We start from the raw sequence: 18,851 nt of genomic DNA on the forward strand, positions 1-18,851 counted from the left end.
CACTTAGGAGTACAGCTGAAGTGGTAAACCAATAAGATTTCGGGATATTTGCCATAGGGGTTGGACTCGGTGGGTCTTCCTTGATTAAATGGTGACGATTTGCTATCTATCTTCACTATGGCCACGAAGGAGACATATCGTCAATTAGTTGTCTAAATTGTGGGGTCTCAGGAGTGTTCAATCCAAAATAGCGAAATTGCTCCGATTCTGGTGGTGCTAAGGCACCAAAGACCATCAACCGAGAGACTGAACAGATGCGCCAATCGCTTATAACATTTACCTCTCGCGACACGATGGAGCGACCAAAGTTATGGTCAACTTGACGAAGGTGACCATAGCGTGTTGTGTTTTTATTTGACTTGCTTGTACAGCTTCACACATTCGTACACTCCTTGTCGGTGGAAAGTAAATGCTGTCAGGTCTTTGCCTCTTATTCAACCTTCGCACAAACTGTTGCATCTAAGCAAAGCAACCTATCTCTGACCAATGAAAACCTTTTCCAAATGATAGAATTTTGAATTGTTCGTTTGTTTCGCAGAGCCAGGGTGCTCGGATGAACTAAAAATATTCCCCACTTTTCCTCCCAGAAGATGGTTTTTTCAGAAACTGTGTTATATTCAATAAATAGTAAGTGTTCCTGATTTGGAACGACTCCCGGTTTTACCGAGCCGTCTTTGGCGGCTGTCGAATCAGTCACTAAGCTCCTTTGTCCTAAACGGACAGTTCAATTGGTTTTTCAAGCGACATTGGAACACGCACTTTTTATGTTTAGACGTCAGAGCTAAGAGAACTAATACGACAAATATCTCTTGCCTGACGAATGTGAATTGAGGTTTCATATATGACAACCCCTACTATCTCCGATAAGGCCGTTTTGGAGAAGAAGAAAAATGATGAGCTCATCGGAATAGCGAATTCGTTGGGACTTTCTCCATCTCCAAGAAGCAAAAAGGCTGAATTGGTTGAGCTAATAGTGTCGACGGTAGTTGTCTCCCAGCCGGTAGGTTCTCCCTCATCTGATCAAGGTTCCACCTCACAGTCGCCCCAGGAACAGGCTAATAGGCCTGCGAGGCCCCGAGCGGGTATGGCAAGCAGGAGGGCCCCGGTTGCTGAATTATCTGATGGCGATCTGTTTTCTTCTACTGAGCCAAAGCAAGAGAAGGCGTCGACGACATCAGTTGTAGGTGATTCAGAGGATTCTGTGGATCAAAGTCGTAATGCACGACTAATTCGCTCGAAACGACCGGCGAATGCAGTAGTGGAGACGGCTCCAGTTTGGAACGACGATCTCGTAAAGACGACTGTATCGCCTCTGGTAAAGTTCGAACCAGTCGCGATTCTACCTCCAATCGTGGTTGAGCTTGATCCAGCTACCGCTCCGTCACGTAACCACAATCGCACTAACTCGAATCCTCAGCAGCCTCGCCGCCGTGGAAACGATAATCGCACAAGTGGTCAAGATCGGTCGGCCAACGAAGGTGATAGTGAAAGCAATTCACCGCTCGAGGAGGTCGTCCTTGGTGAAGTGGCACCACGTGAGAGCCAAAGGGAGTCCAATGGCCGCGAGAGTTTTGCTCGAGAGGGTTTTTCGCGCGATAACCAAAGCCGCGATAACCAAAGCCGCGATAACCAAAGCCGCGATAACCAAAGCCGCGATAACCAAAGCCGCGATAACCAAAGCCGCGATAACCAAAGCCGCGATAACCAAAGCCGCGATAACCAAAATAGAAATGATGGTCAGAGGAACGATTCAAATCGCTCGATGGATTCAGACCGTGGCGGCGATCGGGACATTGATGCCAATTCAACCAGGCGTCGCGAAAAGCGTCGCAATGGCAGGACTAACCCGAGACAAGAAGGGCGAGATGGCGAGACCAGGGGGTCTGTTGATGCTTCGAATGCAGAGTTAACCGATTTTTCTGGTTTGTTAGACTTGCGCGACGAAGGTTTCGGGTTTATCCGGGCTAATGGCTACCTACCTTCGCCAAAGGACGTCTATGTCTCTGTAAACCTAGTTCGAAAGTACTCCCTCAGGCGAGGTGACATGCTCGAAGGTGGTGCTCGAAGCGCGATAGGATCTGAAAAGTATCCAGCTCTAGTTCGCCTCGATACGGTAAATCGTCTTGATCCAGATGAGGCGAAGCTGAGGGCAAAGTTTGAAGAACTTACCCCTCTCTTTCCAGATGATCGGCTAAAACTTGAATCCTCGATTGACCCCCTCAATGTTACTGCTCGGATTATTGATCTCATAGCGCCTATCGGCAAGGGTCAAAGAGGGCTGATAGTCTCCCCTCCAAAGGCCGGCAAGACTACGATAATGAAGGAGATCGCCCATTGTATCGAGGCGAATAATCCTGACGTATATCTAATGGTTCTACTCGTTGACGAGAGGCCTGAAGAGGTCACTGATATGCGTCGATCTGTGCGTGGTGAGGTCGTCTCCTCTACCTTTGATAGACCATCAGAGGAACACGTAGCCGTAGTCGAATTAGCCATTGAGAAGGCTAAGCGAATGGTTGAAATGAAGCGCGATGTCGTTATCATTTTGGATGGTATAACTAGGCTCACCCGAGCCTACAACCTTGCTCTTCCTGCGACCGGTCGTATAATGTCAGGTGGAGTTGACTCAGGTGCGATCTATCCTCCGAAGAAGTTTTTTGGTGCGGCAAGAAATGTTGAAGAGGGTGGAAGTCTCACCATCTTGGCGACTGCTTTAGTGGAGACCGGATCCAGGATGGACGAAGTTATCTTTGAGGAGTTCAAAGGGACCGGTAATATGGAGCTACGTTTGGATCGCCGCTTGGCAGAACGGCGAATATATCCAGCAATTGATGTAATTTCATCTTCGACGCGTCATGAGGAACTCCTCTTTCAGCGAGATCAACTAAATCAAGTCTGGAAGCTGCGCCGAGTTCTCAATGCTCTTTCATCTGAAGGATCGAGTGCTCCGGGCCTTGAATTGCTAATCGACAAGATCAAGCAAACCAAGTCGAATAACGACTTTCTGGCTGAGATCGCTAAGAGTCCAGGGGCATAGGAGGAGTCACTTTTGTTGGTAATGAAGTCCTGGACCCTAAAGCTAAGGTTTTTTGATTTCTCCCACTATACTCCTTAAGGCTATGAAACCGGAAATACACCCTCATTACGCTGACGCACAGGTTGTGTGTTCATGCGGCAACACCTTTACAACTAAGTCAACCAAAGATTCAATGCACGTTGAACTCTGCAATGAATGCCACCCGTTTTATACGGGCAAGCAGAAGCTTGTAGACACCGGAGGCCGCGTAGAGCGCTTCCAGCGTCGATATGGTGTTCGTCGGGGTCAGACACCTGTTACAGCTGAGTAAGTGACTCTTTATTAGGGTCAAATTGCGCTCAAGGGAGATAAGTCCATCGTGCAAGGTAACAATGTTTCGGCCTTGGCCCTTGCATCCATTGCACGATCTGTGGCCAACAAGCTTGGCTATTCAAGTATCACGGGCGATGTATCGCAATTTATTAATAGTTCAAAGATAGCCGGAGTCGCCAGTGGCGACTCCTTGGTTATTGTAGTGGGTGGCCGTATTAAATTTGATGCCACCGCTTTGGTGGTCGCATCGCATAGAAGCTTTGTTCGACGGCTAGAGATAGTATTTTTAGATCTTGGGGCTCAACGTTTTGATCGCCAGACTATCACACTTGCGGCGGGTTCGCTTCGTGCTCAGATGAGTGGCTTTGACCTAGATGTGCAATTTTATCAAGGCAGATCGATCGAATCTATTCACCCGATCGATTGCCTTACACTGCTGGAAGCACGAGACTTTACCGACTTAGAGCTGTCATTTGTCCCAGAGGACTTTCGCAGGGACGTCTCGATTCGTTTTGGCGAGAGATACCTAGAGTTTGAGGGTATCCCTTATGCCAGGATAGATGCAATAACTAACGAGATCTATCCAGGAGTCTCCTTTGCAGAGGCTCAATTGATCGAAGAGGTCAATAACTATGATTGGAATTTGAACCGAATATTGAGTTCATGCCGTGATGTAATTGCACGAGACCGGCGCTCTGGTGGTTTTAGAGAAGTTGCGACAGCTCTAAGTTCGCGGTGGCTGGCATCTCGTATGTGTTCGGAACCGAGCGATTTTGCAATGGTCTCGTTTCGACGAATTGACTTTCATCTAGCAGGCCACGAAGGCGTGGACCCGTTTGGCGACTTGGAAGCTATCAAGTCGGGGTTTTTTGGCCAGGGTCGGGATCCTGTAGATTTTTTAGTCGGAGTCAATGCCCAAGGAGACGCTGAACTATTTGCGATTAGCGCGTCGATGGACATATCTGTTCTTGCCAAGCTGCTTCAAGCGGCCGCTTCGATTCGCTCTTTATATGGCGATTTGAGCCTTAACCTTGTCGTAACTGTAGAGTTAGTTAAGGTTGGCGTCTTCTTTGACTTATTAAAATTATCCAAGGTGAAGGTAACACTTTGGCAAATCTTGGCTTCTTGGCGAGAGAAGCTTGAAGTGGAAGTGGTGGATTTTGGAATACAGTGATCGGGTTGCGAGCCTCGAACGAGAATATGAGAACGTCGTAGTAGAGCTTGGCGATCCCTCTGTCTATGGAGATCAGAAGCGCTTCAAAGAGTTGAGCCGTCGCCACAAAGAGCTAGAGGCGATAGTCCTTACCTATAGAAAGCTCAACTCCATAAAGGAAGATATCGATTCAGCACGAGAGATAATTCAGATCTCAGAGGCCGACGAGCTTAGCGCCATGGAAGACGAGTTGAAAAACCTCGAAGGCCAACAACGAAATCTAGAGGAGGAGCTTGAGCTCTTACTCTTGCCTAGAGATGCCAACGATGGCAAGAACGTTATTTTAGAGATTCGCGGAGCTGAAGGAGGCGAAGAGGCAAACCTCTTCGCAAAGGATCTCCTCGATATGTATCTCCGATTTTCTGATCGCATGGGTTGGAAGGTGGAAGTGCTAGGGGCTGACCCGTCTGAGCGTGGAGGGTATAACGAGGCAGCGCTTTTGGTCAAAGGTGAAGATGCTTGGCGCCGACTAAAGCATGAAGGTGGCCCGCACCGAGTGCAAAGGGTGCCAGTTACCGAGTCCCAAGGCAGGATCCACACTTCATCGGCGACAGTTACAGTTCTCCCAGAGGCCGATGAGGTCGATGTCCATATTGATCCAAATGACCTGAGAATCGATGTCTATCGTTCAACCGGTCCTGGTGGACAGAGCGTCAATACAACCGATTCTGCAGTTCGAATTACTCACCTTCCTTCTGGAATGGTGGTTGCCATGCAGGATGAGAAGAGCCAGATTCAAAATCGCGCTAAGGCCCTCCAGGTGTTGCGTGCTCGACTGCTGAAGATGGAGCAAGACAAGCAAGCTGAGGCGCTTTCAAGTGCCAGAAAGAGTCAAGTTGGCGGTGGTGGTCGAAGTGAGAAGATCCGCACCTACAACTTCAAGGAGAATAGGGTAACCGATCACCGTATTGGGCTGACCTTGTACAAGTTGGATAGGATCTTGCTTGGTGAATTGGACGAAGTCTCTGATGCTCTTCTTATCGACGAACGCTCTAAGCAACTTTCGGGTAATGAGGGGTAGTAATCCTCCTCGGTATCGTTGATCCCTATACCTTATCGATGGGCCTTAGCTGCTAGGTGAATGTTTTGAAATTGATTGATCTAGCGCGGCACTACAGCGATCTCTTTGATGGATTGACGCCTTCTATATGGGTTATCTCTGCAGTGGCACATATTCAATACGAAGATGTTGTTTCTGGTGAGATCGAGTCGAATGGCGCAATAGAGAAAGAAGTTAGAGACCGTTCAGCGCGCTATGTCGGCGGCGAACCTCTGCAATACGTGATTGGATCGTGGCCATTTGGATCTCTTGAACTTAAATGTGATCGACGGGCCTTGATTCCACGGCCTGAGACCGAATATCTCCTTGAGGTGATATTGGATCGTTTTCTGCCAAAATTAATTCATTCAGTTTTAGATCTGGGCACGGGTACTGGAGCGATCGGACTGGCTCTTGGAGCCTCAGGCAGATGCGAAGAGGTTGTATTGGTCGATTATTCCAATGATGCGCTTGAGCTCGCTCGGGAAAATTTGGAACTGAATCGAGAATTGATTCGAGCCAGCGTCGCCTTCGAACAAGGCTCTTGGTACGAGGCGCTAAGTGGCCGGGAGTTCGAACGATTCGACATGATTGTCTCTAATCCACCCTATATCGCGACTTCAGAGTTGGATCTTTTAGATCCACGGGTGAGAATGGAACCCCACCTTGCGCTGGATGGAGGTGGTACCGGAATGGTTGAAATAGAGACAATCGTCGCCGGTGCCCCTCAATTTCTGGCTCCAGATGGGATCTTAATTCTTGAGATTGGGGAATCACAAGGGGAGCTTGCTTGCTCGTTGGCCAATCGCGCTGGTTTTCGATCTGTGAGAATCGAGCGTGACCTTGTCGGCAAGGATAGATACCTTATAGCTTCTTGACCTGGTCTCCGTGATTTATTTAGGATGATTAGATCAGCCCTATTACTACTTTGGCGCACGCCTTGATTTGTAAATTAAAGTTTGGCACTTATGGGCATTTAGATCGATCTAGAGTCATCCGAGTTCCATCTCAAAAGTTGGCCGGTCTCGGTCTATTTCACTTACTTTTGGACCAGTGGTGTTTACGATATTGATGAAGATCCGCTGTAGAAGCTCCACTCCTTCGTAGGGCACTTTATCGATAAAGAGTTCCTTGACTATGGAGTTATAAAGGGGCGACGTGTTTTCGTAGATGGCCATCCCTCTTTCGGTTAGAACTGCGATTTGTGACCTGCGGTCATTTGACGACGATTTACGCTCCACCCATCCAGAGGTTTCGAGACGTCCAATAAGATGGCTCAGCCGACTCCTTGAAAATTGGGTATGTGCTGCTAACTCGGTCATACTCTTGCCAGATCCGTTGGATTCAGCCAATAGGGAGATTACGATGAATCCGCTGTGAGTTATTCCCGATGCTGCTTGCAGGCCGGCATCTATGTAGGCGTCAAGCAGAAGATTGGCTCTCATGAATGCGCGCCAAGTCATTGATTCGCGCTCGCTTACTATCAGGTCTGTTGTCAAAATGCCTCCTCCATGGCTCAGCGATTGCGACTCGAATCACCTATGACTATTTGGGTTGATAATTCTTTCAAGTCGATAAAGCTCTCCTAGTTGGGACCTCTCGAGGGGTAAAAGCTGCTCAAAAGGGTCCAACAATTGAAGTAGTCGACCGATATCGTATCCCCCTTGAACTTAGGGATGATTATTTGGGTAATTCTCTAATTATAAGGCCGCCTTTTTGCTCTTCTGGTTTGCTGGATCGATTATTCAAGTTAAGATTCCTATGAATTTAGGGATTGGTTTTTTGATTTCATGGAAGGTGAGGGGGAGTCAGAACCGAAAAATTGGTGCTTAACATTGCGGCTAAAGACCGTGAGGATTCTATTTGATTTAGGACAATCGGCAGTTGAAAATAGATTTTGAAGAGGTGCGATTGAACAAGCAGGCTGATTCAAAGGACTAATTTCTATGCCAATCGCAAGAGATACAAGGTGTAGTGTCGCTCGATATCTTTTAATGTGGCTAAATCATTCTTTTATTGCGTTGTCGGTGGCCCATTAACAGGTGCCAACATCGAGATCTTTTGCTGACCTCCCTATGAATTTGAAAAGGGGAAGACGACATTTTTGGTACTTGAGTTTTTAGGAGGTCGGGCTATGATTTTCTGAGCTGCTTGAAAGATCGCGTCTAGCGGGCGGCCGATAAAGGTTGGTTGGTCGTACTCGGTGGAGCTTGAATAGTTGAGCCTGCCCATTTGGCGTTGGAAGCGGTTTATTGCACTTAGTGGGTCACTATTGATTCAAGGGAGAATTGGCCCGATTTCAAGATTTGAGTAGATGTGCGATTGTATCGATGGTGTCGACTATAACGTCTGTTTCGCTCAATAGTACGGCAATTGGTGAGTCGATCTTTGCGAGGTCCTTCCTGTTTCTCCTTGTTTTTTCTAGGTCGCTAAACAGCGCGATTTGAATGGACCTGAGGTCGGGGAAGACGACTGTGGCTGCGTTTTGATCTCTTATGCGCGCGATAATTATCCCAAGTGCTTCATCTATTGCGTTCGCGAGTTCCAAAAGGGTAGGGAGATTGAGATCTGAATTGGGAGCGCTGACGCGTAGCGCCAGAGAACTCCATGCGAGCTGATCTGCACCAGAGATGATACTCGCTGCGATATTTGGTTGGATCTGAGCTGGTTTTTTTGGTTCGAAGAGCCAGCGCTCCATAGAGGCATCTGCATTGGATCGGGACAGTCGTGCCTCTAGTCGAGCGCTTTGAATCGCTCCTCGATCTTCATCCGAGGCCCTTTGCCAGTAATTTAGGACCCGTTGAAGGTATATTCCGTGGCTGGATAGAACAGTTGCTAACATTTCAGGGACGAAATCGCGCTCCCAGGTGGGAAAGACGAGATAGACAATTATTGCTATCACAACGCCTCCGAGGGTGTAAAGCGCTCTTTCGCCAGCGAGTGCCGTGTCCGGCTGCCCTGTAAAAGATAAAAGAGAAACGATCAGTGCTCCCATTAATCCGCTAAATAGCGTATAATTTGCGCCAAGTACACTAACTGAAAGTGCATATAGAATCACTGATATGAGGGCTAGCTCACTAGGTGATGGCGAAGTGAGCGCAATCAAAAGGGTTAGTAAAGTCACCCCCAGAACCGTTCCTAGACTTCTTGAAATACCATAGGTGACAGTTGTATAGAAGTCAGATTTTAGAACGAGTGCTAGCGTAACTATTAACCAATAGCCATGACCAATTGGGGAGATGTGAGAAAGCGACTGCGCTATTACTAATGCTCCGGCGAGACGGACGCCATGTCTCAGTGGGCCAGATGTCGGTGTTAAATTGGCACGCAGAGTGGAGAGTGAGGATAAGAGGGAGACGGTACTAGCTCTTAGCCATCGAGGGCTGGGCGAAGTTGGTGCTTTTCCGACAGGGCTATAGGGGATCAAGGTCATTCCAGAGGCTGCTTTGGCCAATCTTACAGAACGCCTAACTTGGCCGGTAAGCGAGTTCGCGATTCTGATGGATTCGCTAATTTGAGCGTTTAGCCAGGGTTGTTGACTTGCAGCCAGAGACTCGTCTAGCTTTTCCATGATTCTTCCGATTCGCCCACGAGGTAATTCTGGTGATCGAGCCTGGGCAATCGCACCTGAGATCACAGAGAGAATGGAGCCAACAATTTCTAGAAGTTCACCCACCAGGGCTGAAGCGGCTTCGCCCTCGAGGTCATCTAACCTTATTCGAGCACGGGCCAGACTTGTGAGCTCGGTTCGAAGGCGATCTGTTACATCTGCTAGTTGTCGATAGGCTGCCATCTCTGATCGCCCACCAAAGGGCTTGGGATCAGTTAGGATCGCTCGAATATCGGTTGAGAGTTGCAGTCTGTTCATTGTAATTGGTGTAGCACCAAGATCGCTGGAGTATTTTGATAACGAGTTGAAGACATCAGACAATGCTTTTCGTTCTACCGGAAAGCGCGAAACTGGCCAAATAATTGCGACAAGGACCGCCTGAAGAACTCCACCAGAAAAGATCCATAACGATTGCATTAGGGCGGCTTTTGGAGTTAGCACAATTTGGCTAAAGAGGGCGAAGCCGACAATTGATTGTACGCCAACGGTGGTCGCGCTTGCACCAAGTGCACTAAGTAGTCCTGCTAGAAGACCCAGTAAAGCAATAACCAAGAGGTCGATACCTACAGTTCGACCAATTGTCGAACCTAGGAATGCAACTATTGCCATACCCAGACTTACTGCAAGCATTACGTTAATTCGACTGCGGTAGGTGCCTTGCAGCGAGGCCATTCCGGCAATTAGTGCGCCAATAGCCATTGTTACGCCGCCAAGCACATGTTTAGTTAATATTGCGACGGCCAGTGGAATAGCCATCCCAACTGCTGCTCTAAGTCCAGTTCCTGGTGAGAACTTGCTCGAGTCGAATCTTCTAATCTCGTTTACAATAGAAATGCTGCCGCTCCTTTGGCTGGATCAATAACTGTCCGTGGTGATGAGCTCGGGTTTGGGCTGTTAGTCGCATTTGTAATTTTAATTTCACAGCGTTGTTTTGGCAGCCAACGATTTGATTAATTGATTTGTCGATACTCAGAATGGGGTAAGTATTATGGTAAAAATGCTACCATTGGCATAATCTTTAAACGACGTGATGGATATATGCTCGGCAACATCGAGAGATTACCAGTATAAGCATTTAGCCAGTTTAGGATTTCCACTGCTCTAAATCTGCTCTCGAAGGGTTGTCACTCAGCGTAGAATTCGGCAGGACCTTTTGGAGGCAATGTCTCGAATGCCATAGCGGTCGTACTTGTCCCTTTGGATTTGACACTCCTGCTAGTGACCCCATAATGAGCAAGCACGCTTTGGCCCTGTAATAGAGATTGCGATTGCAAAGCAGGCATCTCGAGACAAAGTGGAGATATGTTATCGTTCCCTTAGACACCTTCGCCCTCCCGTTGACTTCATTGTCTGGCTTCGAGGAGGTAGCAAGTTCGGGAGTTGACGAGAAATTGTGCCATCTTACCCAACCATCGTACCCTAGGAGCAGGCAAATCTCACTCGGGAAGATCTGAAGCATAAGAGGCTCTAAGGTGATGATAATCGTTATGACACATAGGATCAATTCCTTGCCAAAGATATCCAACGCCGAGGTGATTGAGGCTCTCGGGGCAATTTGAATAGTCGTTTTGATAGCTGCGTCTTTGTCTCTTAGATGTCATGTGAGCGGGATTCACCGGGTAAATCAGCTATGATGTTGTCTGACGCGCCTGTAGCTTAACGGATAGAGCATCTGACTTCGGATCAGACGGTTGGGGGTTCGAATCCCTCCGGGCGCGCAATTCGTCCCTTATTAAGGTTTCTTCACTTTGTTTTAGTGAATCTTTTCCCGTTGTCGCAATGATTTAGATGAGTCTCCCCGCTGCAACAATGAATAATGAGGGTTAGCCTTCTGAGAAGAGTGAAATGTTGTCGGTGAGATCCAGTTTCCGCTCCCTCGTGCTCTTCGGGTGCTCTTAAGTTAGTTCTGCGCGGTTTTATTCAGGTTTGGGATAACCTTTCTAGCTTTCTCAATACTTGATTTGCTAGGGTTACTTCTCCAGTTGAAGTAGTTGCTTGCACTCCGGTTGTGCGAGACGGATAGTCCTTTCAGCTATGTCTTGTGAGCCGTATTTGTTTGATAGACATTTAGGGACGCAAGGTAAGTTGTGTGAATCACAGTTCCTATATAATGAATGTTCAAGGTTAGACGTAGTTTCCAGTTTGCTTTTCAATTTCATTCGACTAAGCAACGGCTACCGCGACCGCTGTTCCTTCTCGTAGGCCATATCCGTCGTTGGTATTTGTAATTTCCTATCTTCTTCCTGTTCGGAGCGATCCTCATTTAGCGATGGATCATCGATGAATATGGCCGTGACTTGTTTCAAAAGGAGGATCGGTAGTCTGTGATTTTTACATAATTCACCCCATGATTGGTTAGCGTTATCGCATTACCTCGGTGAAATCGTAATGATTATTGCGGGGATATTTCGATTTGTAATTTTTTATGTATCGCGAAAAGATAGATTCTTCCAAATGGCTGTAGTTCGTTGGGCATTCTACTCGCATGGGGGGCACAAATAACGTTGTCCGGTCCTGTCCCACGATGCCCTGTGCTGCGTTCACGACTATCGAAGATTGCTTTCACCATCCAATGACGCGGTAATTTTTGGACCGAAAGCGCGCAGAATTTGAGTATCAAATTTGGTTGGTCCGGTTCATGGATGTACTGAGACTTTGAGTTACTCCAAGATGGACAAGGTTCATGGCTTGGGTTGAAACTTCCATTTAGAAGAGATCAATGTGACATTAGGTGCAATATTTATCTTTGGAATACGTTGATTCTTCCTTTGGAGAGAGCCGTTGGCAATTTTATCTATGGCTGGAAGAGATAAAATTACGTAGAAATTTAGTGGACTCGCCCGCATGTAGTCCATGGATAAGCTTTTAAGGTTCTATATCCTTAATTGTTTTTGGTGTTTGCCTGGACCCGGTAGTAAATGATAACTTCAAATCTAAATTGATTCTCACACGTCGTTCACTGTCTCTTACTGTTAGGGCGAGCATAATGAGAGTGGCTAGGAAATTTGCCAATCGAATCTTTTGAGGATCGATTCGTCTTTGTGACCTAGACCCCTGTGTGGATAGAGGTTTGATAAATGAAAGATATGAAAAACGGACAAGCGCCCAGAGCGCACGGCTTTAATCGGCTTGGAAGCTCCATGAAGCGACGGCCATTTGTTTTTCTAGTAGGTGGAGCTGCTTTAGGAGCAGTTGGCCTTTTTGCGGGACCAACCATTGGGATACAGCTCGCTTCTTCGACAGCTACAACTGTCGGAACTTCTTCGCTAACTCCCAATGTCGCCGCCGACCAAGCTGCAACTAACTGGGCTAATACCAATGCCCCTGGGACAGGGCAGGTCGTTATTGTAAAGACCGAGTCAGATACCGAAGGGGCATTAAACACACCGGTCTTTGATGTGAAATTGATTGCGGCCAACGCAAACACATATTCAATTACCGTTCAGGCATCCAACGATGCTATATTGTCGGCGCATCTGGCTGAAAATTCGATATCGCCAACTAGCTCTACAGTTGCGCCAACTAGCTCTACAGTTGCGCCAACTAGCTCTACAGTTGCGCCAACTAGCTCTACAGTTGCGCCAACTAGCTCTACAGTTGCGCCAACTAGCTCTACAGTTGCGCCAACTAGCTCTACAGTTGCGCCAACTAGCTCTACAGTTGCGCCAACTAGCTCTACAGTTGCGCCAAGTTTGCTATCTACAATTTCGGGAGCGGACCAGGCAGCGACAAGTTGGGTAAATGCTAACGCACCAGGTGCAGGATCTGTTCAAATTATAAAAACTGAGCCGGATACCGAAGGCTCATCGCATATACCTGTTTTTGATGTCAATGTAATTGGTGGGAATGGGCACGAATATGCCGTTACCGTAGCACAAGCCAATGATGCTGTGATCAACGCACATCTCACAGAGAGTCAACCTAAGGTTTTGACATCTGTAGATAAGAGCAAGACCTCTAGTAGTGATCACTGATTATTTTGGTTCCATGACTGAATCAAAGCGTTATCCTTGCGGGGCAGAGCTTTAGCTAGACAATTCAAGTGGACTAAGAGAGCCCAAGGACCGGTCGTGATCGGTTCCTTGAGCTCTCTTTTTTAACAGAGGATATATTCGGAGCCTCTGTTTCGTGGCGTGACCGTGGCAAAGAAGCTCATCTGAAGGTCGATTCGAGGTCTCAGAAAATTCGATCAAAGTATTTTAAGACGATGCTCTTCGAAGATGATCGGCGAAGTAAATGGTGCGGATAAAAGCACAATCTGGCGAACCCTGAGGTGACAAACCTTGAAGATGAGTGATAATCTTGTATGAAGCCGTTAGTATAAAATCCGGAATCCTTGGCGAATGAGAAGAATTGTTCGGAAGCCGCAAGTGGGCTTCATCGTGAATAACGTATGATTGTGGATAAAGTAGGAATCTACTCAAATCTTAAGTCAAATCTGCCCGATGAACTGGGGTTAATCTTTGGCATGAGCGATTCTAGGCTCTAAAATCGCGTACGGCGTCACCAGCAATTGTGACCACGTTTCTGCAGAATTACCACCGTTTGCCAAAGATAGAACGTCGTCTAACCCAGTTGGATCCGGTCTGGGTGATTGCTTATGTAGAAAATTACGCGATCAAAAAACATTCGTCGCTAATTTTCACCTCGACTTTCTGCCACCGACCACCTCGACATATTTGCGTAGTGCGTCGATCTGCAGGCGTTTGATGTCGCCATGGTCGATCGGTGAGACGCGATATGGGCAATCCCAGAAGCCTCACGTAGCTCGCGAGGATACGACCGGACTTCCTCTAGCATTCGTTTTTGTGAGCGTCCCGTCAACCGCAAGGTTGACGGGACGCCTTGCGGGTAGGTTTTGCAAACTGATATCACCTCTTCCAACTTCTCGATTTATCTCCCGCCACAAGTAGAACTATATGTCTTTTGAGCTTGAAGCCGAAGAGAATCCTCAACTCGCAAATGATCCCTAGAGTCCGGCCTTACCTCTCGCATGCCCTTTTGATATGGTGTTTTTACGGTATCGACCAATGGGCTTTCAAGCTTTTGGTCTCGACCACACAGTAGCAATCACCGGTTTTCAAATGTTCCATTCAAGGTAGTTGAGCCAGGATCTCACGAATTTGAGATTCACTTCCCAGATGTGGTTAGTCCGCAACGTATAGGGTTTAGAAGCCAAGGGTTTTTAGGATTTGTCAAATAAAGTGGCGCTTCTGTGAAGATTCGATAGCAACCGTTAGGCGCGATACTCGTCCCTCCCTAGGAGCTAATAAGTTTAGGTATGAGCGCGAGCAGAAATAGAGATGGCGCGTCTAACAGGGGGAATGTTTTTAGTTAGATTACGAGTGGAGGTGATAAGAGGTCTTTCCAACCCACTTCACCCTAGTCAGAAGCTAATTATGGAATGGAAAACAAGAGAAGAGAGTCACCAAGGATCTTCAAATGGGAAAATCCATGTCAAAGAGTACGTACCCAAACAGAGCCAGACTCGCCTAGATCCGAAACAAATCAATGATCTTGTTGTTGCCTACCAATCAGGAAATACCATCAAAGAACTCGCTGTCCAGTTCCAAATCTACCATACAACTGTATCAAAGATACTTGAACGACGTGGGGTTCCAAAACGGTATCGTCCACTCGCTCCTGAACAGATAGAATACGCGATCAAGGCTTATCAGGCTGGAAGCTCTTCCAAGATGATTGGTGATTTGCTCGGAGTGGATGCGAGCACAATCTGGCGAACACTAAGGCGAGAAGGTGTGAACATGAGAGATTGTCACGGGAGAGACGTAACTCGAAGTAATCGTTGACATCTTTATTAATATCGACTAGTTATTTAGAGTATGAAATGGGGACTGCGGATGCGGGCCCCATTTTTATTTCAGTCTATTTTCTTGGCAAAATTGTGATACCGATATTCTCCCAGCGTCCATTTATATTTCTAACTTTTGAAAAGACACTGTCATAACTTAATTGATGCCCAGCTCGTTCCGGCTTATTTAAGTAATGTCGAGCAATTGGCGAAGCTACCATATCAGCTATTTGCAGACCTGCTATATTGTCAGATTTTTGCCGAAATTGAATAGCACTGTCAAGTTTCAATTTAATCTCAGCGGGCTGAACCTTGTTAGTGCCTTCAACTCTGGCGGCGAGGTAAGCAATCTCTAGCTGATTATCTAAAACGCTATTTCTGCTCTCGGCTACAATGCATTCTTTTTGATTATCTGAAAGATCAAACACCAAACGGTTCACCAAATTATCAAAACTAAGAAGATACGAATCTTTGGCTTCGAGTCCATAATTGGCAAAATATTTGCTTTTCATAATGACACAGGCCACAATGCTGATCTTGCTACGTTTCAGAAAAACCTCAAAATCCTGATAGAACGCATGGCGAAAGTCACTGTCTAAAAATCTCATGTAAAGGTCGCTATGGGCGCTTTGCGGATGAGTCATCTCCTGAGCGTGGAACACAATATCTTCGGTATCAAAATGCTGCTTCTTGAAAGTATTCAGAGCAACTGATAACTCCCCATCATGGTATTCCACCTGAAAGCACAATTCTGGGATTAGACATTGTCGTTCATCCAGGACATCCCGTAGCATGGATAACAAGATCGCACTCGTTTAGCTTTCAAATGCGATAATATCTCGATAAGAATGCTTGATCCTAAACCTCACATGCAGCACCTTGATATCCTCATACAGGACTTTCAGAAGCTTTTCTGGCTCGACGAGAATGGTCACGAGCAATTTATATGGGAGATGGCGGAAACTCTGTTAGTACGACTTCAGGCGGCAATAGAACGTATTGCTCCAACTGACTCTCCTTATCGGCGAAATGCCGACAATATTGATCCAGATTCTTACTTAGTAAGTCGGGTAAGAACTCTCTACGCAGTCGCACTTGCAATTCATGAAGATATGAAGACTGGATGGTTCGAGTCGATTGAAGCGCTTGCACACGGCGATACCTTCCATGATTTTCTTTCGCAATCAGAAGAGCTCCTCAACAAATCGTTCACAAGTGCGGCTGCCGTCATAGCTGGCTGTGCACTCGAAACTCATCTTCGTCAGCTTTGTGAAAAGGAAAGCATACCGATAGTCAACTCAGACGGCAGACGGATAAAAGCCGAACTCATGCGAACCAGCCTTTACTCAAAATCCATCATAAAAAGTTACGAAGCTAAACAAGTTGCGGCCTGGCTAATTCGCAACGACGCAGCACATGGTGAGGACAGCACATTTGATCGTTCCGCAGTCAGCTCAATGATAGTGGGGATCGGAGCTTTCATTGAAAGATATCCCGCTTAATCGTGGTATCCCGATCAACCTCGGGCTGTAACGGTTGGAGTGGACCCCGGATTCCTGACAGCTCTAGAATCGGAGAGGAACCCGTTTACACTCACACGACTGTGGTCTAATAAACAGGGGCCATATCAGGCTGTGCAAAGGATTGGGTCCACCAGAAAAGGAAACACACATGGATAAATATCCAGACATGCTCTACCACTACACAACCGCGAGCGGCCTAATTGGGATCATCCAATCTGGTCAACTTTGGGCTACTCACCGACAGTTTCTTAATGATAGCTCCGAAGTATCACGCGGCGACCATATCCTAGAAGAACACGAGTCAGATGTCCGCACCTTAGTAAAGGAAAAATGGCCTGACTCAGACCGAGCGGTAGAAATTGGAGAGGAGTGGATCAAGCGAGTAAAAGATTTCCATCAGATAGCCGGACCATTCCCTTGGTTCGTCGCCAGCCTGTGTAGTAAACCTGATCTACTCACACAATGGATTACATATGGTCATGAAAGCGGTTACTGCGTAGGAATTTCAATAGACGGGCTAAAGCCAGCATCGGGGATTCTCAGATCGGTCATTTACAAGCATGAAGCTCAACTAAAGAAGTTGAGGTCTTTGGCGGCCAAATTTCTATCGGGCAAGATCGAAAATTCGCAGTTCCAGAACGAAACTCCGGACGAATCCGAATTTGACAATCTGATCACCAAAGCAATTGGTGAACTAGTTAGCTTCAAAAATGCTGCATTTAGCAACGAAAATGAATGGCGGATTGCTAAATGGGCAGACAAGCCGGACCAGATCGATTTCCGATCAACACCAAGACTCGGCGTGATTCCCTACACAACGATCGAATTAGGAAAAAGAGATAAAAGCAGGATTCGCGAAATATGGATTGGCCCGACGAATCTGGGCGATGAAGCCGAGCGTGCGATAGAGCTACTTCTTGACTCGCAAGGGTTGCGAGAGAATGCCAAAATCCTCAAATCCAAGATTCCGCTTCGGTGGTGATGGCTGGATAAACAAATGAGGCGACAAACTCCTCGAATCACGGCGAGAGCACTTCGAAAAGATGCACATGAATTTTGGATTTTTGTTACATTAATCCTAACACGCATTGGCTATATCTCCTCTGACCTGGTGGAACTATCAGAGGCTAATGCAGAAAAATGGATCCTCATAACGAGCCTATTATCAACAGATTCACAACTATTGGCACCTGACTATCAGCCCACTCTAGGCGCGGACTACAAGACAGCCTTCGAGATCCGACAACGTCAGAAACGACTAACATGTGCGGACGTTGATAAAGTTGTGACTGCCTACGTCGGAGGATCCACCACCTATGAAATTGCGCGCCAATTTGGCGTCCATCGGTACACGGTAAGCCAGCATCTCAAGGGACGAGGCATCAAGTTGGGTCAGCGGAGCTAATCTCGGCGCAATTCTACGCAAGACACTGGACACTCCGTAGAATGCCACAAAGCAAGATGACGGAGTCTGCTACAATAGCCGTCTCGTTCACATCAGGATTCGTCGAATGCTTTACCTCGTGAGCAAACGCCGTTGCCTTCTTGGCAAGCCCACGCAAATTCTCATTAACCCTACCCGGCAGTGCATCCTCAATAAACCGGGCAATGCGTAGATCAGTTTTGTCATAAGAAAGTGCTTCCTCGCCTATCCGAACATGGACACTCGGGTCGTATACGGAATCTGCTAGAGCCCCGATAACACGTACGCATTGAAGACCTATGGCCGCATAGTTTTGTGGTGTCGTCGCACTGGCAAACGCTCGACGAAGCTCTCGCAACTCTTCGTCTACAGTTGGCCACCCTGTTGTTGCTTCATTACGGATTGAAGACGTGGGACCAGCAGGCGTTTCAACATCAAGTTGAGCAAGAAACTCATGGATTGGGTCAAAGATCTGGGACAAAATAGCTCGCCTAGCAGCCCAACTACCGGAGCAGCCATTTCTCAACCAGTATGCCTTAAAGCTACTGTAATCATGGAAGGGAATGTCAACTATGACTCTGAGCCGGTTAAGGACAGCCTTAAGTACTCGTATAGCGACTTTAATTTCATCCTGCTGGACTGATACGATCCCGTCCGTCCCACACGAGATAAGATTTTCGTGAACCAGATTAGCAAGCGGTATTGCCACCTCAACGTCGGATATTCCATCCCCGGGTCCACTGAGGAATGAACGTACAAAGTCTTCTTTAAAAGCACCTCTACCTGTTAGATCACCTGTCCAATCTGGCTTGTCCTCAAAAAAGTCATCGATACGCATTGCTACCATATTACTAACGTCACACATGGCCATGCGAGCAAACA

15 protein-coding genes and 1 tRNA gene are annotated in these 18,851 nt (G+C 47.1%); 11 read left to right on the forward strand and 5 right to left on the reverse strand.

Going from position 1 to position 18,851, the window contains the following annotated elements:
• Positions 1-430: 430 nt before the first annotated feature.
• Complete coding sequence (locus AXFE_RS05505; RefSeq protein WP_052604901.1) at positions 431-697, reverse strand: hypothetical protein; 267 nt, start codon at positions 695-697, stop codon at positions 431-433.
• Between the two features lie 144 nt (positions 698-841).
• On the opposite strand from AXFE_RS05505, the gene rho reads away from it, so the two are divergent.
• The 5 genes from rho (at position 842) to prmC (ending at position 6,479) form a co-directional block, all read left to right on the forward strand.
• Entirely contained in the window at positions 842-3,037 is a 2,196-nt protein-coding gene (rho, locus tag AXFE_RS18335) for a transcription termination factor Rho (RefSeq protein WP_082058512.1), read from the forward strand.
• A gap of 82 nt (positions 3,038-3,119) precedes the next feature.
• Positions 3,120-3,347, forward strand: coding sequence for a 50S ribosomal protein L31 (rpmE, locus tag AXFE_RS18340; protein WP_082058518.1), 228 nt, complete (start codon positions 3,120-3,122; stop codon positions 3,345-3,347).
• 48 nt (positions 3,348-3,395) lie between these two features.
• Positions 3,396-4,523 carry a hypothetical protein gene (locus tag AXFE_RS05515; protein WP_052604902.1) on the forward strand — a complete coding sequence of 376 codons (1,128 nt, stop codon included), beginning with the start codon at positions 3,396-3,398 and terminating at the stop codon, positions 4,521-4,523.
• Complete coding sequence (gene prfA, locus AXFE_RS05520; RefSeq protein ID WP_052604903.1) at positions 4,510-5,583, forward strand: peptide chain release factor 1; 1,074 nt, start codon at positions 4,510-4,512, stop codon at positions 5,581-5,583. Before AXFE_RS05515 ends, prfA begins: the two co-directional genes overlap by 14 nt.
• Before the next feature lie 65 nt (positions 5,584-5,648).
• Positions 5,649-6,479, forward strand: a complete 831-nt coding sequence (gene prmC, locus AXFE_RS05525; protein ID WP_052604904.1) for a peptide chain release factor N(5)-glutamine methyltransferase — start codon at positions 5,649-5,651, stop codon at positions 6,477-6,479.
• 114 nt (positions 6,480-6,593) lie between these two features.
• Here the strand turns inward: prmC and AXFE_RS05530 are convergent, their stop codons facing one another.
• Both AXFE_RS05530 and AXFE_RS05535 read right to left on the reverse strand, forming a co-directional pair.
• Positions 6,594-7,100, reverse strand: a complete 507-nt coding sequence (locus AXFE_RS05530) for a MarR family winged helix-turn-helix transcriptional regulator (protein ID WP_052604905.1) — start codon at positions 7,098-7,100, stop codon at positions 6,594-6,596.
• A gap of 800 nt (positions 7,101-7,900) precedes the next feature.
• Entirely contained in the window at positions 7,901-9,967 is a 2,067-nt protein-coding gene (locus AXFE_RS05535) for an FUSC family protein (RefSeq protein ID WP_052604906.1), read from the reverse strand.
• 889 nt (positions 9,968-10,856) lie between these two features.
• On the opposite strand from AXFE_RS05535, the gene AXFE_RS05540 reads away from it, so the two are divergent.
• From AXFE_RS05540 to AXFE_RS05550, 3 genes are all read left to right on the forward strand, one after another.
• Positions 10,857-10,929: transfer RNA gene (locus AXFE_RS05540), tRNA-Arg, on the forward strand.
• Between the two features lie 1,359 nt (positions 10,930-12,288).
• Positions 12,289-13,185, forward strand: a complete 897-nt coding sequence (locus tag AXFE_RS05545) for a hypothetical protein (RefSeq protein ID WP_052604907.1) — start codon at positions 12,289-12,291, stop codon at positions 13,183-13,185.
• A 1,329-nt stretch (positions 13,186-14,514) separates the two neighbouring features.
• Complete coding sequence (locus AXFE_RS05550) at positions 14,515-15,021, forward strand: helix-turn-helix domain-containing protein (RefSeq protein WP_235347636.1); 507 nt, start codon at positions 14,515-14,517, stop codon at positions 15,019-15,021.
• 76 nt (positions 15,022-15,097) lie between these two features.
• Here AXFE_RS05550 and AXFE_RS05555 read toward each other — a convergent pair whose 3' ends face one another.
• A complete protein-coding gene (locus AXFE_RS05555; protein WP_160291745.1) occupies positions 15,098-15,760 on the reverse strand; it encodes a DUF3800 domain-containing protein in 663 nt (220 codons plus the stop codon).
• A gap of 111 nt (positions 15,761-15,871) precedes the next feature.
• Here AXFE_RS05555 and AXFE_RS05560 point away from each other — a divergent pair, with 111 nt between their 5' ends.
• The 3 genes from AXFE_RS05560 to AXFE_RS05570 all read left to right on the forward strand — a co-directional run bounded on the left by AXFE_RS05560 (position 15,872) and on the right by AXFE_RS05570 (position 17,951).
• Positions 15,872-16,525, forward strand: coding sequence for a hypothetical protein (locus AXFE_RS05560; protein WP_152625886.1), 654 nt, complete (start codon positions 15,872-15,874; stop codon positions 16,523-16,525).
• Positions 16,526-16,694: 169 nt separating this feature from the next.
• Positions 16,695-17,528, forward strand: a complete 834-nt coding sequence (locus AXFE_RS05565) for a DUF2971 domain-containing protein (RefSeq protein WP_052604911.1) — start codon at positions 16,695-16,697, stop codon at positions 17,526-17,528.
• Between the two features lie 15 nt (positions 17,529-17,543).
• A complete protein-coding gene (locus AXFE_RS05570; protein WP_052604912.1) occupies positions 17,544-17,951 on the forward strand; it encodes a helix-turn-helix domain-containing protein in 408 nt (135 codons plus the stop codon).
• 13 nt (positions 17,952-17,964) lie between these two features.
• Here AXFE_RS05570 and AXFE_RS05575 read toward each other — a convergent pair whose 3' ends face one another.
• Positions 17,965-18,816 (reverse strand): hypothetical protein, encoded by an 852-nt coding sequence (locus AXFE_RS05575; RefSeq protein WP_152625887.1) that lies wholly within the window; start codon positions 18,814-18,816, stop codon positions 17,965-17,967.
• Positions 18,817-18,851: the final 35 nt, after the last annotated feature.

Source organism: Acidithrix ferrooxidans, assembly GCF_000949295.1.
GTDB classification, from domain to species: domain Bacteria; phylum Actinomycetota; class Acidimicrobiia; order Acidimicrobiales; family Acidimicrobiaceae; genus Acidithrix; species Acidithrix ferrooxidans.